The sequence below is a fragment of the Psychrobacter frigidicola genome, assembly GCF_007997305.1.
GTDB classification, from domain to species: Bacteria; Pseudomonadota; Gammaproteobacteria; order Pseudomonadales; family Moraxellaceae; genus Psychrobacter; species Psychrobacter frigidicola.
Map to the genome: position 1 here is coordinate 1,128,606 of NZ_VORZ01000001.1, position 16,990 is coordinate 1,145,595.

The 16,990-nt window shown below is 41.3% G+C and carries 13 protein-coding genes; 1 reads left to right on the forward strand and 12 read right to left on the reverse strand.

The window, feature by feature from the left end; genetic code table 11:
• Positions 1-127: 127 nt before the first annotated feature.
• From tadA to ES754_RS04665, 12 genes are all read right to left on the reverse strand, one after another.
• On the reverse strand, positions 128-697 hold the full coding sequence (gene tadA, locus ES754_RS04610) for a tRNA adenosine(34) deaminase TadA (RefSeq protein ID WP_420849924.1): 570 nt from the start codon (positions 695-697) through the stop codon (positions 128-130).
• A 28-nt stretch (positions 698-725) separates the two neighbouring features.
• Complete coding sequence (locus ES754_RS04615) at positions 726-1,478, reverse strand: uracil-DNA glycosylase (RefSeq protein WP_147222463.1); 753 nt, start codon at positions 1,476-1,478, stop codon at positions 726-728.
• A gap of 318 nt (positions 1,479-1,796) precedes the next feature.
• Complete coding sequence (gene clpA, locus ES754_RS04620) at positions 1,797-4,307, reverse strand: ATP-dependent Clp protease ATP-binding subunit ClpA (protein ID WP_147222465.1); 2,511 nt, start codon at positions 4,305-4,307, stop codon at positions 1,797-1,799.
• A gap of 697 nt (positions 4,308-5,004) precedes the next feature.
• The gene (locus ES754_RS04625) at positions 5,005-5,415 is read right to left on the reverse strand and encodes an ATP-dependent Clp protease adaptor ClpS (RefSeq protein WP_147222469.1); all 411 of its coding nucleotides are present in this window, start codon (positions 5,413-5,415) and stop codon (positions 5,005-5,007) included.
• Between the two features lie 77 nt (positions 5,416-5,492).
• Positions 5,493-6,419, reverse strand: coding sequence for a hypothetical protein (locus ES754_RS04630; RefSeq protein WP_147222471.1), 927 nt, complete (start codon positions 6,417-6,419; stop codon positions 5,493-5,495).
• Between the two features lie 247 nt (positions 6,420-6,666).
• Positions 6,667-7,734, reverse strand: a complete 1,068-nt coding sequence (argC, locus tag ES754_RS04635; protein ID WP_147222473.1) for an N-acetyl-gamma-glutamyl-phosphate reductase — start codon at positions 7,732-7,734, stop codon at positions 6,667-6,669.
• A gap of 49 nt (positions 7,735-7,783) precedes the next feature.
• On the reverse strand, positions 7,784-8,920 hold the full coding sequence (gene hemE, locus ES754_RS04640; protein WP_147222475.1) for a uroporphyrinogen decarboxylase: 1,137 nt from the start codon (positions 8,918-8,920) through the stop codon (positions 7,784-7,786).
• A gap of 286 nt (positions 8,921-9,206) precedes the next feature.
• On the reverse strand, positions 9,207-10,379 hold the full coding sequence (gene proB, locus ES754_RS04645; RefSeq protein WP_147222477.1) for a glutamate 5-kinase: 1,173 nt from the start codon (positions 10,377-10,379) through the stop codon (positions 9,207-9,209).
• A gap of 108 nt (positions 10,380-10,487) precedes the next feature.
• Positions 10,488-11,714, reverse strand: coding sequence for an Obg family GTPase CgtA (gene cgtA, locus ES754_RS04650; RefSeq protein ID WP_147222480.1), 1,227 nt, complete (start codon positions 11,712-11,714; stop codon positions 10,488-10,490).
• 277 nt (positions 11,715-11,991) lie between these two features.
• On the reverse strand, positions 11,992-13,437 hold the full coding sequence (locus ES754_RS04655) for a glyceraldehyde-3-phosphate dehydrogenase (RefSeq protein ID WP_147222482.1): 1,446 nt from the start codon (positions 13,435-13,437) through the stop codon (positions 11,992-11,994).
• A 326-nt stretch (positions 13,438-13,763) separates the two neighbouring features.
• A complete protein-coding gene (locus ES754_RS04660) occupies positions 13,764-14,900 on the reverse strand; it encodes a lipocalin family protein (protein WP_147222485.1) in 1,137 nt (378 codons plus the stop codon).
• A gap of 474 nt (positions 14,901-15,374) precedes the next feature.
• Complete coding sequence (locus tag ES754_RS04665; RefSeq protein WP_147222487.1) at positions 15,375-16,508, reverse strand: NUDIX domain-containing protein; 1,134 nt, start codon at positions 16,506-16,508, stop codon at positions 15,375-15,377.
• 269 nt (positions 16,509-16,777) lie between these two features.
• On the opposite strand from ES754_RS04665, the gene hemP reads away from it, so the two are divergent.
• Positions 16,778-16,942, forward strand: a complete 165-nt coding sequence (hemP, locus tag ES754_RS04670) for a hemin uptake protein HemP (RefSeq protein WP_147222490.1) — start codon at positions 16,778-16,780, stop codon at positions 16,940-16,942.
• Positions 16,943-16,990: the final 48 nt, after the last annotated feature.

A 16,990-nucleotide genomic window follows, 5' to 3' on the forward strand; every position in this document is an offset into this window, starting at 1 on the left:
AGTAAACACTTATAAAACAATACTTGCTTATTTATCAATAACTTACCAGCTGACACTATTAGTGCAGCCAAATAGAGCGTTATTATACCAAATAAACCATGCTATCACTAGCACTTCAGTGGATATCTTATTTATTCACCAAATCTTTTTTATTATTCTTACTTGCCTGCCTACGCTTACGAAAGAAGGCTTTTAGCATCTCACTGCTGTGCTCAGCACATAAGCCTTGGTGTACTTGAATGCTATGGTTATAGAAAGGTTGCATTGGTAAATTCATTTGGCTACTAACCACGCCTGCCCGAGGCTCAAAGGCTGCGTAGACGAGTTTATTAACACGGGCATGAATAAGCGCACCAACGCACATAGTACAGGGTTCTAAAGTAACATATAAGGTGGTTTCCAGCGGTAACCGATAGTTACTTAAACGCTGACAGGCATCCCTTAATGCCACAATCTCAGCATGAGCAGTCGCATCGTGACGACCAATAGGCTCATTAAAACCCTTGCCAATAGCTATCTGTTCATGTACCAAAACCGCACCGACAGGCACTTCTCCACGCCCAGCACCACATCGCGCTAATTCTAATGCATAATTCATCCACTTGACATCTTGGATGCTCCAAAACTTAGTCGTACTTATGCTATCTGCAGATATATTATGGGACTGTAATAGACGGTTATCCATACTAAGACTCATGGCTGTTTACTTTGCTAATTAATGTCATTTACTGTGGCAATTGCCAGTCTATGGGCGTTTGGCCATACTGAATCAAATAGTCATTAGTTTTAGAAAACGGCTTAGAACCAAAGAAACCGCCACGATTGGCTGCTAGTGGTGATGGATGTACCGCTGTCAAAATTAAATGCTTGTCAGTATTAATATATCTACCCTTTTTCTGTGCTTTACTACCCCATAGAATAAATACTGTGTGCTCTGTTTGCTCATTAATGATATTGATCACCGCATCGGTAAAAGACTCCCAGCCTGCATTTTGATGACTGTTCGGTTCCCCTTCACTGACGGTTAATGAGCTGTTTAGTAGCAATACCCCTTGCTGTGCCCAATAAGTTAAATCTCCATGTGCTGAATAATGAGTACCAATATCAGTGGCCATCTCCTTAAGTACATTATTTAGTGACGGTGGTTTTGGAATTATTTTTGGTACAGAAAACGATAATCCCATTGCTTGCCCCGGACGATGATAAGGATCTTGGCCCAATATCACTACTTTAACTTGTGATAAAGGTGTTAGATTAAAAGCATTAAACATTAAATTTGCGGGTGGATAAACGCTCGTATCTGATTGATAAGCCTGCTTTAAAAACTCACGTAAATTATCCATATTGTCCGAAGTTAACTCATCTGCCAACGCTGTTTTCCAATCTTCTGGCAGGCGTACGTTGTCCAAAATCACTTGTTTTTGTTCCGCAGTTTTAGCTGCCTTATCATCCAGTTGTTCATCATCAAATAGCTGCATTAGAATTTAGCCTCATTTTTAGTGGTTTTATCACCTACCAGTTCATAACAGGTTACTTTTATCTAAGTATATTATCTACTTATAAAAAGTTAAGCATATAGTAGACGGTCATATAAATAATAATAGCAATAGTAGCAAAAAACTGTATTGAGTTTTACTATAAGACAAGCTACTAACATCAATCATCGCATGAAGTTAATTATAAATGCTAATAAAAAAACGGCTACTATAACAGTAACCGTTTTTTACTTACTTGATGTATATCTAAAAACCTATTCTATCTTGAAAATATATTTTCTATGTTAAACACAACTTTGCTCAGCTGGCTAATGATTCAGAATCTGAGCTTGGTTCATGGGTTTCGACTACTGTCAGAATGATACGGCTATCTGCTGAACCTTTATCGCTATTTTTATCGAGGCTAACGGTATCTTGTTCGCCATCCGTTTGCTCTGTCTCTAAAGTGAGATGTACCACACCACCATTGACCAAGTCACCAAATAAAATCATACCAGCCAACGGTTTTTTGATCTCATCTTGAATCAGACGCTGCATTGGACGTGCCCCCATCAGACGATCATAACCTTTCTCAGCTAAATATTCTCGTACCTCATCATCAATCTCTAAAGTCACTTGCTTATCATCAAGCTGTACCTGCAGCTCAACCAAGAACTTATCAACAACAGACACTACTATCGAAGTATCAAGCGGGTTAAACTGAATAATAGCGTCTAAACGGTTACGAAATTCAGGACTAAAGACTCTTTTGAGCGACTCATTATTATCACGGCTATGATCTTGTTCAGTAAAGCCCATAGATGAGCGGCTGATACTCTCTGCGCCCACGTTAGTAGTCATAATAACGATGACTTGTTTAAAGCTAGCAACGCGACCGTTATTGTCCGTTAATGTACCGTGATCCATCACTTGTAGTAACAAGTTAAAGACATCAGGATGCGCTTTTTCAATCTCGTCAAATAATAATACACAATGCGGATGTTGATTAATCTTCTCAGTGAGTAAGCCGCCTTGATCGTAACCCACATAGCCTGGCGGTGCACCAATCAAGCGGGAGGCAGTATGGGCTTCCATATATTCTGACATATCAAAGCGTACCAGCTCAACGCCTAACAGATTTGCTAACTGACGCGACACCTCTGTCTTACCCACCCCTGTCGGACCTGCAAACATGAAGGATCCAATAGGCTTTTCTGGCTCTTTAAGACCAGCACGCGATAATTTAATCGCATCAGCAAGCGTCGCAATCGCTTCATCTTGACCAAAGACCAAACGTTTCAAGTCACGATCTAGATGCTCAAGGACACCTTTGTCATCACTTGATACAGATTTGGGTGGAATACGGGCTAACTTCGCAACGATTGCTTCAATATCAGCCACATCGATTTTCATAGGGGGCTTTTTATTTTTAGCTTTATTTGTATCAACGGCTTTAGACTTATCATTGGTCTTAGCAGCCGCTGCTTCGTCCTGCATTTCATCATTATTATCAACGTCTTCATCGTTAAGCGATTGCTCTAAGTCAGCAATTAAGCTGTCTTCTGCATTGATATCATCGGCATCCGGGATAACACCCAAGCGCTTATACGCGCCAGCTTCATCGATAACGTCAATTGCTTTATCCGGCAAAAAACGCTCGTGAATATGCTTAGAAGAGAGCTGTACCGCACTGATTAAGGCGGCATCGGTATATTCAACATTATGGAATTCTTCATAACGTGGCTTTAAGCCGCGCAAGATATCGATACTTTCGTCAACACTGGGTTCTTTCACATCAATTTTTTGGAAACGGCGTGATAAGGCATGGTCTTTTTCAAACACCTGACGATACTCAGTATAAGTGGTTGAACCAACACAGCGCAGCTCTCCATTAGCAAGAGCTGGTTTAATAAGGTTGGACACATCCATATTACTACTCATGGACGAGCCTGCCCCAATAATCATATGAATCTCATCGATAAAAAGAATCGCATTGGGTTTATTCTTAAGCGCATCGAGCAATGACTTCATACGTTTTTCGAAGTCGCCGCGATACTTGGTGCCCGCAATTAAAGAGCCGATATCAAGGCTATAAATGACACAGCCACTCAATGGTTTGGGCGCTTTGTCATTGATAATCAACCAAGCTAAACCTTCAGCAATTGAGGTTTTACCAACGCCTGGCTCACCAACCAACAACGGGTTATTTTTCCGGCGGCGACACAATACTTGAGCGGCGCGTTCAATCTCAGGACCTCGGCCAATCAAGGGATCTGTTTTACCTTCAGCAGCACGCTGATTTAAGTTACTGGCAAACTCCACTAAAGGATCTTTACTAGTTTTCTCAGATGCCGCACGGCGCTCACCAGTCATCGATGCACGCGGTTCAGCAGGCTCATCTTTATCCTGACCATGTGATAGGTATTGGGTCAGCTCTAAACGGCTAATGCCTTGCTTTTTAAGCAAGTAAACAGCATAAGTATCGTGCTCTGAGAACATAGAAACCAATATATCTGAGCCTTCAACCAAGCGGCCACCACCGATAGACTGAACATGGAAAATTGCCCGTTGTAAAATACGATCAAAGCTTTGGGTAGGCTGTGGAGACTCCTCCATATCTACATCTACAGTTGGCGTGTGCTTATTAATATAAGCTTCCAACTCGGTGCGTAAGCTTGATACGTTAGCATTGCAGGCAGTTAGCGTATTGGCAGCGTGCGTGTTTTCTAGTAACGCTAATAACAGGTGTTCAACAGTAAGATACTCATGCGACTTTTGGCGCGCAAGGGTCATTGCTAAACGTAAAGAGACTTCGAGATGACGACTTAACATAAGGAATTCCTACGGTTATATCTATCTTTATAATTTGATAGTTTATGAATCACATGTTTACTAAATCAGGGCAGTAGATAGATTCTTCAAGGGTGATGTCTAGTTATTAGCATGATTACTCACTAACGGATACAACCAAAAATATTGAAGACAATTATAAAAGCATTCGTCTTGGTAATTACCGTCAGCTTTTCTTCATATCAACATGATAGAGGTTGATAGTCAATCGATTAGCACGTACTAAAATGTATCAAAGCTTATAAAAGCCTCACACTATGCAACCTGGCTAAAATAACTGGCGTGCCCTATTGAATTATATGGACGCTTACTAAAACTAGATATCTACTAATAAGCACATAATTTACGTGAGTAATGAAGGAAAAGCATAGAATATACAGAGGTAAAGTATTGTAAATAGGAAGCAAACAGAATTAATGACAACATAGATAACCATCTACGATAGAATCTATATAAGGTTATCTATGATGATAATCAAGGGTGGTGGAATTGGTTGCAAGATAAAGCGGCAGCAGAATTAAGAGGATAGCACAGGAAGGTATAATGAGAATTAGCTAGTAGGACACTATTAAATAGCCATAACGAATTGAAAATAAAATAGATTAGTTTGAAGTAAAAGCTATATAACAATTGTTATGTAAAGAATTAATCAGCAGCGAATTAAAGTAGATACTCCACTCTATTCGCCTTGATGTGGTTCGATTTGGGTTAGTAAAGGATAACCTTCACGATGCGCTAAACTATTGACTTTTTTCGCTTTAGTTTCGGCAATATCTTTAGGATAAATACCCGCAATTCCCTTACTACTATTATGAATTGTCATCATAATTTCAATCGCCGCATCGACATTATGGCGAAACTCTGATTGTAAGATATAAACTACGAACTCCATTGGCGTGTAATTATCATTGTACATAACCACCGCATACATAGGTGGCTTAGCAACTTCCGGCTCTGCGACCATAACATCTGCTTGTGGCGACGTATCGCCTTCAGGATCGCTGTCTTGTGCTTGGTGACCTACTGGCATACTTGGAAAGTGCCAGTCTAAAACAGTGGGTATTACTTGCGTTAATAGAGGTTTCATCATGACCATACAGTTTCAAAGGAAATTAAATTCAAAAATAACGTTAGGCAAGTAAAAATAAAATAGCTAAAAGTTATTTATTAAGGTTTGAGCTTTTTGGCAGTACTCGGTTGTGCACCAGCAGTCTCATTAGAAATAGGACTTTTATCAACTTCCGGCAAATCTAAAAGTGATAGCGGCATATTGTCTACCATATCACCAAGATTCCAGTCGTAAAACTGTTCTACTTTCTGGTCACCGGCTTCTAAATTAAGTTTAACTTGTAACGGCTTAAATCCTGCTGGCATCACAAAGCGACCCCGTATACGTACAATACCTTCAATCGCATAATTCGCTGGTTCTAAAGGTACTTCTATAAAGTTGTCTTTATCCTGCAAAGTCAGAGTTACCGCCAAATTCTTTGCTTGGCCATCTTCACTAAGCATACCTACATCAAAACCGAACTCAAAAGCATTTTCAGGAAGAGGGTCAATCTTAACACCAAGAATCTGTAGAGGCATACCGCCCTGTTTAGTAATCACTTTTGCATATAAATCACTAAGCTGAGAGACTTGTTTACTTTCTACCTTTAAAGCTTGCTGGGTTTGGCGTAACTCATCTAAATTTGTCAAACTGATCAGCAACTCTTGCTTAGCTGTTGATATTTGATTGGTTAAGATTTTGTTTTTGATGCGTAACTCTTTGAGTTCTTTACCGGCTTGTTCACTAGTGACAGCCGATTGCTTGGTTTCATTTTGCAGCGAATAGTAGCCGCGTTGGTAGCCAAGCTTATGACCAAATACTACCGCAACTATAGCAGTTACCAGCACAGCTACTACAAACAATGCCAGCACCAATGTGCTTGCTCCCTGCTGTCTGCTAATTATGCCTTGAGGAGTTACCAAAGGACGCAACTGGTTGGCACTCAACGTTAGGGGTTGAGATGACTCATTAAGTATAGAAGCAGGCGCGTGACACGACAATCGTGCTGGCTGCAAGCGCAAGCGGGGGGCAGTCTTAACACGCATGTAGACAGTATCTCTTAACAGGAAAGCGAGATATTATAACGGAATTCAGAGTCAATACCTAGCATAGCGCTGTAAGCGTGCTGACTTCACAGTAAAAATTCTGTGATAAAAGGACATTGAACTCTATATTAAATACTCGTTTAAACGTTATTAATTAAACATTAATTATTAATCGTCTCTCATGTTAAAGTGCCTTTTTGGGATTATCTACGGCAGTAACTGAGTGACGATAGGTGATAGTGAGCATTTAAGGGACAATAGGCGCAAAGTTTAACCCTAAGGTCTCATTAAGTCCAAACATAATGTTCATATTCTGAACTGCCTGTCCCGCTGCCCCTTTAACTAAGTTATCTTGTACAACCAGTGCTGTCAACTCGGCCCGTTCGTTGTCTTGATGCACAGCAATACGCAAGCGATTGCTGGCACGGACACTACGGGTATCAGGATAAATACCGCTTGGCATTACGTCAACAAAAGCCTCTGATAAATAACTGGCCTCAAATTCTTTTTGCCAGTCGATATCCTTGCCGGCTTCAGTAAGCTCCATATGAATAGAGCTGAACATGCCACGAATCATAGGAATTAAATGCGGTAAAAAACGAACGCGATGGGTAAATTGACTATTTAATAATTGTGCAATACCCTGCTCAATCTCTGGTAGGTGACGATGTCCTGTTACGCCATAAGCTTTGAAATTATCAGTAGTCTCAGCATAGTTAAGCGCTAGGCTTGCTTGCCGACCAGCTCCTGATACGCCAGATTTAGCATCGATAACAATACGTGGTTCAATTAGACGTATTGCTTGCTGATTTTGCAATTCTATAATAGGCTTTAATCCCAAAATAGCAGTAGTCGGATAGCAACCGGGATTACCTACAACGGAGGCGTTTGCGAGCTTATCACGGTTCAACTCCGGTAGGCCATAAACGGCTGTTTTTAGTAGATCAGGACAGGTATGTGGCTGCTGATACCAATGCTCAAAATCTGACAAAGACTGCAAACGAAAGTCAGCGGCCAAATCAATAACTTTAACCCCAGCTTGGGTTAAAGCTTCAGCTTGGCGCATAGCTACTCCGTGCGGCGTGGCAAAAAACACTACATCACATTGTTGTAACGTTGATAAGGTCTTATCATCTAAATCACTAAAGACAAGGTCAGAGACACCGCGTAAGCTTGGAAATATCTCATCAGCTCGCGTACCCGCTTCACTACGTGAAGTTAGTAAGTCGATGGACACTTCAGTATGCGCCGATAGCAGACGAATAAGCTCGATACCGGTATAGCCTGTTCCACCAACGATAGCTGCTGAAATCATAAGACCTCCTTTTTACAGAATGAACATTTATTAAAGACAATTCTGGTCATTATATTTGATAATCGTGCACTGCATCAATAAACACCTTGGCGCGCTCAGGATCGGCCCACTGTGTAATACCATGGCCCAAATTTGCCACATAGCCAGTTTTTTCTCCACCAGCATAAGCACTGTCGAGCATTAATTTCACTTCTGAGCGGATCGTTTCAGGAGAGCCATACAACGTCGCAGGATCTAAGTTACCTTGAATGGCTTTGTTACGCTGTACCTTCTTATTCTGTTTCGTTAACTGGCGTTGGCTCTCAATTAGAACTTGGCGCGCGCGGTCTAACGGCATTGTCCAATCTAATCCCAAAGCATCCGCTTCGCTATCGGCTTGAATGTCCAACCAGAGACCACCGCCTTTGGTGAATAAAATGACTGGAATATCAGGATGACGTACTTTTAACTCAGCAACAATTCGCTTGTTATAGGCATGCGAAAATTCAACAAATTGACGATGACCAAGCGCCCCGCCCCAGCTGTCAAATATCTGTATTGCTTGCGCACCAGCAATAACTTGCGCATCGAGATAATCAATGACTGCAACCGCAAGCTTATCAAGCAATTGATGTAAGAATTCCGGTTTGCTATACAAAAACCCTTTGGTATAACGATAGTCTTTTGAACCACCACCTTCTATCATGTAAGTAGCCAGTGTCCAAGGACTGCCTGAAAAGCCAAATAGAGGCACTTGTCCGTTTAGCGCTTTACGAATGCTGGTTACCGCGCGCATGACGTAATCTAATGAATCATTGACATCAAGGGTGGGTATTCGGTCAAGATCTGACTGTTGACGGATAGGGTATTTAAACTTAGGACCTTCACCCGTCTCAAAATATAAACCAAGTCCCATCGCATCAGGAATGGTCAAAATATCACTAAACAAAATGGACGCATCCAAATCAAAACGGCGTAACGGCTGTAGTGTAACCTCGGTGGCGCGAGCGGTATCTTTACACAAACTCATAAAATCGCCCGCTTCAGCACGGGTCGCTTTATATTCTGGTAAATATCGCCCTGCTTGACGCATCATCCACACCGGTGTGGTATCTACTGGCTCAAAACGCAACGCGCGCAGTAATCTGTCATTTTTCAAAGTAGGAAATTTTTGAGTAGTTGAATTATTGTTGTCTGAAAGACTCATGCACCAATCTCCAAAATAGAACAATATTTATTATTGTCAAAGTTAAATACAAGGTTAAATAAAAAAGAAGAGGTAAAGCAAATTTTTTAAAACATACACACGTTGCTAACCATTAAGAAATAAATTTCTACGCAAAAACGTAATTCATATTATGGTCTTAGCTTTAGGTTGAGCTTGTTCACTTATTCAAAAATTAACCAATCGAGCTTAACCAACAATAAGCAAGTTTCATAGTCCACCTATGTATCTGTTGTAGATAAACCGCTTACTCATTCCGAGCATCGACTTACATAGAAAGCGCTAAATTATCACGGTGTACCATAACCACACGCTCTTCATTATTGCCAAGGATTCTATCGAACTGCCCAGTACGTTCGCGGGCGACACGGCGCGCATCGGTAGATGAAAAGTTGACTTGTCCAACCGCTAAGCGGGCACCATTGTCTTGATGAATAATTTCTACCACGTCACCTTCATCAAAGTCGCCGCGTACTTCTACCACACCAACAGGCAACAAGCTTCTATTTTGCTCAATCACTGCTCTGGCCGCCCCAGCATCTACAATTAAAGAACCTGACATCCGTAAATGGGCTGCTATCCACTGCTTGCGAGCGATGATTTTATCATGTTCATTGGTCGTTAGTAGTGTTCCTACTGCCTCACCTGACACGACACGAGTAATAACATTATCAATGGCACCACTGACAATCACGGTCGGGCAGCCGCCCATCGCCGCTAAGCGACCCGCGCGAATTTTAGTTAACATGCCGCCACGCCCAAGTTTACCGCCATCGCCGGCAATATCAAATAAATAATCAGCCATTGCTCGTTCTTGGCGAATCATTTTAGCATTTGGATTATTACGCGGATTATCAGTAAAGACGCCTTCTTGATCGGTCAAAATAATGTATAGATCAGCATTGACCATCGCCGCTGCCATCGCACCTAGCGTATCATTATCACCAAATTTAATCTCATCAATAGTAATCGTATCATTTTCATTAATTACTGGCAGTACACGCCATTCTAATAACTGCGTGAGCGCGCTGCTGGTATTCAAATAACGGCTGCGGTTAGACAAATCATCATGAGTCAACAGTAGCTGCGAGCTTTGTATACCATGTTGAATCAGCGCCGACCACCACGTTTCAATCAAGCCCATCTGACCAATAGAGGCACAGGCTTGTAATGCCGCAAGCTTTTTGGGCCGCTCATCAAGATTCATACGTACCACCCCTTCAGCAACTGCACCGGAGGATACTAACAAAACTTCTACGCCCTGATTATGTAATTTTGCAATCTGCTTTGCCCACTCGTAAATGGCAGTTCGATCCAGCCCTCGACCATTATTGGTTAACAACGATGAGCCAATCTTGACAATAACGCGCTGAATATCAAAGTTGCGGGTTTGCTTGATAAACCTTGCTTCTTCGGTCGTTTGTTCCATGTCACCTGCCATAAAAACTCCTGTATATTGCGGGTATTAATTAAAAAACTAAGAATAAATAATTATTTTATAAAGGAAGACCCTGCAAACTAATAAGTATCTTCTTTTACAAAGTATAAATTAAGGGGCGTAGACCACTTCGACATCATCATCGTCGTCAAAGCCTTCATCATCAAAGCTATCGTCATCAGGCAAATCAGTACCTTCACGCTGCGCTCTACGAGCAGCACGGTACGCTTCGCGTTGGGCCTCAGTGTTAAGGCGCACTTCTACTTCTAAACGCTCAAAACGTGCTTTTTGGGCGTCGGCAAAGTCTGAATCTTCCTCTTCACGTTCGCGCTCAAGCTCAATCTCATTCATCAAATGATATTTTACGGCATCAGTACCCTCACCCATTAAAGTTGAGGTACGAAAGACGACACCTGTCCAATTAAGCTCAGCAACAATGTGCGTACAAAGCTCATTCAACTCGTCTTCATCAATAACTTGATCAATCTTATTTAAGATTAAAATCTGTGGCAAATTAGCCAGCTCAGGAGAGAAACGCTTAAGCTCATTGAAAATAATACGGGCATTGTCTACTGGATCAGAGCCATCAATAGGCTGAACATCAACGATATGTAGCAGACGACGCGTCCGTGCCACATGCTTTAAGAAGCGGATACCAAGGCCCGCACCTTCTGATGCGCCTTCAATCAATCCTGGAATATCTGCCATAACAAAGGAGCGATGGCGACCGATATCGACCACGCCCAAGTTTGGCACTAAAGTAGTAAACGGATAATCAGCAACTTTTGGGGTAGCAGCAGAAACCTGACGAATAAAGGTTGATTTCCCCGCATTCGGTAGGCCAATCAGTCCTACGTCCGCCACAACTTTGAGTTCAAACTTAAGTACCTTTAGCTCCCCTTCAAAACCCGAGGTTGCTTTACGCGGTGCTTGGTTCGTGGAGCTCTTAAAATGGGTATTACCTAAACCACCATCACCGCCTTTAGCGATCAATAGCGTCTGCTCAAGTTCGGTTAAATCACCGATAACCTCATCAGTTTCGGTATCAATAATTGTCGTACCAATTGGAACGGACAAGAAAATATCGTCAGAACCTTTGCCTGAACAATTCCTACTGTGACCATTTTCACCACGCATCGCATCATAGCGGCGGGTGTAACGGTAGTCGACTAGGGTGTTGGTATTGTCAACAGCGATGACATAAACATCACCACCAGTACCCCCATCACCACCATCAGGGCCACCACGAGGGACGTATTTTTCTCGGCGAAAACTGGCGATACCGTTACCACCATCACCTGCTTTTACGGTTACGATGGCTTCATCAATAAATCGCATGTTACGTTCCTTAATTGTCAATCTGGTTTACAGTCAATAACTGTGTTTATATTCGTTTTTATATTAGCACGTTCCACACACTGGTGCAGTTATACGGTGGCTGAAACCTTTCTACAAGCTAATATTAGCAATTATTATGGCAACAACACCCGATAACCAATCTGACTATCGGGTGTTGTATTTAATATCAATAATAGCCAGTATAACATTTAAGCACTATGTTCAAACCCTACTTAGATAGCAGGGTTTAACATAGCCATCTTTTATACTTGAACGACTATGCTGGGATTTGAGCGTAGCTAATGCCTGCCATTTGTGTCGCTAAACGTAGTACTTGCGTGCTATAACCCACTTCATTATCATACCAGATATAAACAATGGCATGATTATCTGTAAGGATAGTTGCTTGAGCATCTACAACGCCAACGTGAGTATCGCCAACGAAGTCAGTGGATACGGCCTCTGTTGAATCGGTATAAGCAATTTGCGATTGCCACTGGTTGCTATTAGAGACATTGCGCATAAATTCATTTAAAGCATCAGCGCTAGTCGGTGCCGTTTTTAGGTTTAAGTTTAAAATCGCTAAGCTGACATTTGGCGTCGGTACACGAATCGCGTTACCCGTTAATTTACCACTAAGCTCTGGTAGTGCTTTGCCGACAGCTTTTGCCGCGCCTGTGCTGGTAATGACCATGTTCAGTACGGCACTGCGACCGCGACGATCCGCTTTATGATAATTATCAATCAAGTTTTGGTCATTGGTAAAAGAGTGGATAGTCTCAACGTGACCGTTTTTGATACCATACTCGTCGTTTAATACTTTTAGCATGGGCGTAATAGCGTTGGTCGTACAGCTAGCAGCACTAACGATAGTGTCATCGCCGACCGTGTTATTATTAACACCATAAACGACGTTCTTAATGTCCCCACCAGCAGGGGCTGTTAGTAACACTTTTTTTACACCCTTAGCTTGTAGGTGCTTGCCAAGGCCGGCTTCGTCTTTCCATATACCGGTATTATCAATCACCAAAGCGTTGTCGATACCATAAGCAGTATAGTCAATCTCGCTTGGATCATTAGCATAAATAACTTGTACGAAACGGCCATTAATAATCATGCCATTATTGTCATCGTCAATACTAACGCCGCCTAAGAACCGACCATGAATTGAGTCACGCTCAAGTAAAGAGATACGTTTGGCTAAGTCACCGGCAGCGGCAGGACGCACAACAATCGCTTTTAATTGCATACCCTTCGCGCTTGATGCTTGTGATAATAACAGACGCGTCAAGATACGACCGATACGACCGAATCCGTATAACACTACATCCGTTGCACCATTAATAGCGCTGTTATCTTTGCTAATAGCTTGCAACGCTTCTTGTATATCGCTGTCATTGGCAATTAACTGTCCGACATCGACACGCGTCGCTTGAATATCACTGCTAGCAGCCAAAGCTTTAACCATGGCTAAGGTATCAGCGATAGTGACCGGCTTGCCACCTTGCTCACGTATGGCCGTTTTTTGATGTAATGCCAGCACTTGACCCACTGACGTGGTATCGAGTGTTTCCCCAAACAAAGTAACTTGTACATCTTGCTCGTTGTATAATTTATTTAATAAACCAATCAATTCAATGGCTTGTTGTTCTTGATTATTATATTTGCTTAAATGGTCTTGATGTAGTTGGCGTAAGGTATCAGCGTTGCTCACAAGAAACATCCTTATAATTAGTAAAGAGTAAGTTTAATAGATAAAGTAGGATAAAGAGATAAAAATAATGTATAACAATGATAGTTCTAGAAAAAACTGGAATATGAGTACCACAGTAAGGCAGTAATTTTAAATATTTGTTGCCCTGTTTGCGATTAAATCGTTTAGATTTTAGCTTAAAATGGGGCATTTTGCCAGTGATAACCGTTATTACTCGCAATTATGTAGATTACGTCTAAACTTTTTATTTTTTAAAGTCTCTATTCATAGATAAAAAAAGACAGCTTATTGCGCTGTCTCTTTATCAACTAATAATGATTCATGTAAATACACTGTTAAGGTACAAGATTAACGTGCTGATTGGTTTGTGGCGTCAATTTAAATTCTTTTAGCTCGTAGCCTTGTTGCTGCGCAATTTGACGGTATTTTGCATAAGTTTGCTGGCTAATATTTGGCGTACGCGCAAGCAACCAGAGATATTTGCGGTTAGGCGTGCCTACTAACGCTGTTTTATAATCAGCATCGCGCGCTAATACCCAATAATCAGCCCGTCCTACCGGTAACCAGCGAATCCATGAAGGCAAGAAAGTTACTTTGAGCTTGCTGCCTGAGTCGTCCGCAGGTTTGGCAAGCCCTTCAGCAGTAATTCCGGTACCGTCTTCTTTAACACATTCATTCAGTACCGTGATTCCTGAGCCATCAGCTTTGCCAGTATAAGTGGCCGTTACGTCACGAGTGCACTTACGCTGAAAATACATCGGTAAACGACCTATTTCATACCAAGTCCCCGCATATTGCTCAAGGTCGACAGTATCTACGGTAGTTGGCGTACTTGCTGACTTATGTATAATTGATGACGGCTCAATATCTATCGTTGCCATATTATTGTCTTTGGTAGGCGCTGTATTCATAGGCAGGTTTTGTGGTGCTGCATAAGCGGAAAAAGCAGCTAAAGGGATGATTATTGCTAAAGCAATGGCGGTATGCTTAATAAGACCATTCATAAATACGCGTTCCGGAATTTCAGGGGTAGAGGGTACACCTAATAAAATTTTGTCTTTCTCAAAATTGTTGTCTTTACTGTGCGTTTCTTTAACATTACTAGTCACTTGCGATGGGTTTTTAACGCCTTGATGCATAATAGCTGATGATTTCTCAAACTTTTGGGACGCCTTTTTATAACCACTATCTGCCTTTTTATAACCACTGTCTACGGAACATTTAGCTTCTATATCCTCACCGTAATTACTAAAAGCCTTGTTATTGCTCATGACTTTATCATTTACTGAGAGTTTCGAGACTTCATAATCGTAACTTTTGTCTTTATAAATATCATCGTTACTGGCGCGGCCGATTTGTTCTTTCTTATCGCGAGTTAGATAATAAATATGTGACTGGTTAGCCGACTGCGACTGAGAACCGGCTGCCTGTTCGTCATTCCATGCTGACTGAGGTAACTTAGTGGTTTTCATAGTAATACCATTAATTGTTATGTAGTTGGTTGAATGTTTAGAATAATAAAATATAAAATTCTGAAATAGATAACTTACAGTATGTTTTAAATTCTTAGTAATTTGTCTTATTTTGAATAATGACTGGTTTGCACTATTGAAGAAAAACGTCATCTCATTGCTTTTTTAACTTATAGAATCTAGTTAATAAAGACTATATGCATAAGAGGCATTATTAACAGTAACTTTTATATGCTTACTAAGATATTTTACGCTTTAAAAATTTATATTTTATATTAGAGGCATGGACCCTGCTAATACAGTGTAGCAATGTAGGGAAACGCAACGGTTTGTAAGTAATACTCTTCTTCTTCGCTATATCTAATACAGTGTAACGCTTGTGTAAAGTGTATAGAAAACAACTATTTATACAGAAACATTGTGTCTCAACATTAGCTTCGAGTACAATAAAATCATAAGGCTATTAGCTTAATTTTAGCTTTGCATAAACTGACGAATGCCTGCAATACTTGTTGCGCCATACTGGGTCGCCTGTTGCACCATCATTGGTGAAAGCCCACCTAAGGCAATGACAGGCATATCAGCTATTTGTGCTAGTGATGACCATTTATCCCACCCCAATGGTACGTCATTAGGATGCGTTTGTGTTGCCAACACAGGTGATAGAAAAATCCCAATGACGGGTGGTTGCTGCTGCTGTAGGCGAGCTGCTGCAAGTTGGTTAGCAGCATGGATGCTGTCCGCATCATGACAGCTTATGAGTAGTGGTTGGTCTGCGCTTAGACATTCAGGATTTTTCTGACTGCATTCGAGCCCATTTGTAGCACCAGTGAACCAGTCCATTAACTCGGTATGGGTTAAATGACAGGCTTTTAGTTGCTGGTTAGCTTGATAACAACTGAGATGCTTATCTTGCTTACTTGCTATTAGAGTCTGCCCAATATTATTAGGTAATACACAATCAATATCAGGACGGAAATCCATCAGTTGCTTTGCAAGCTGCACTTCTAATTGCTGACTTATTGCCTTTATCGCATTCGCTTTAGTACGCACATAAACCCACGCGCCTTGAGGCAAGTGTTGCTGATGATAAGTCAGCCATGCCTCGCTAGCATTTGGGTTTTCAATAAAATGTGCCAGCGGATAAGTAATAATAAGCTGCTCTGGAAGTTGCAACCATGCCAAAATAGTTTGATTAGCGGCAGGTAACGGATAATCACCTGCTAGGAGTTGGCTTTTAGACACCCATGATAATGCTTGCCCTTCAAGACCATATTGGCGATGCCCATGCTGTTCAAACTGGAGGCCTGTTAAAGCCACTTTATACACCTGTAGGCACACTTGCTTATCGCCATAGTCATGATGGAGTCGCCCAAGTTTAACCGCCACATTATTACTGATATTAATACCTATTTCTTCCCCCACCTCTCGTATCAGCGCGTCTATTGCTGCCTCATCAGGGTCTATTTTGCCACCTACAAACTCATAACGATTGCCTTGATGTTGCGCTGTATTACGGAACCCTAGTAAATACTGCTCTTGATAATGAATAACGGCTACTGCGACATTAACGATAGAACTAGGGAGTTGTGCTGAATGAATGGGCATGAAAGCGTCCTGTGCACTGAGATTTTAAAATGAGAGATGAAGCAGTGATTAACTTAAAAAATAATAAATAGGAAAATTGCAGTGGATAACAACTTACATAAATTCACATCATAATTGGGTTTTATTTTATTAATTACTTGTATTTATATTATTTATAAACGATAATCATTATCGTTAAGTTGACTTATTCAGTGCATGTTCGGTTTAGCCCGGCGCTGATTAGATAAATCATTATTCAACACCCAGCCAACCATTTAAGGGAATTTATTATGAGCGTTGTTATCTCTCGTTACTTGAACTGCCGTGAAAACCGTCTTCCTACTCTGCAATCACAGCATTTATTTGCACTGACTAAAGAGGTGCGTATTGAGCATGAAGGCGAAGAATATCGCTTGCGTCTCACGCGCAACAATCGCTTGATTTTGACCAAATAGTTTAAGGTCTTGCATGATAATAAAAAACGCCTTTAATAAGGCGTTTTT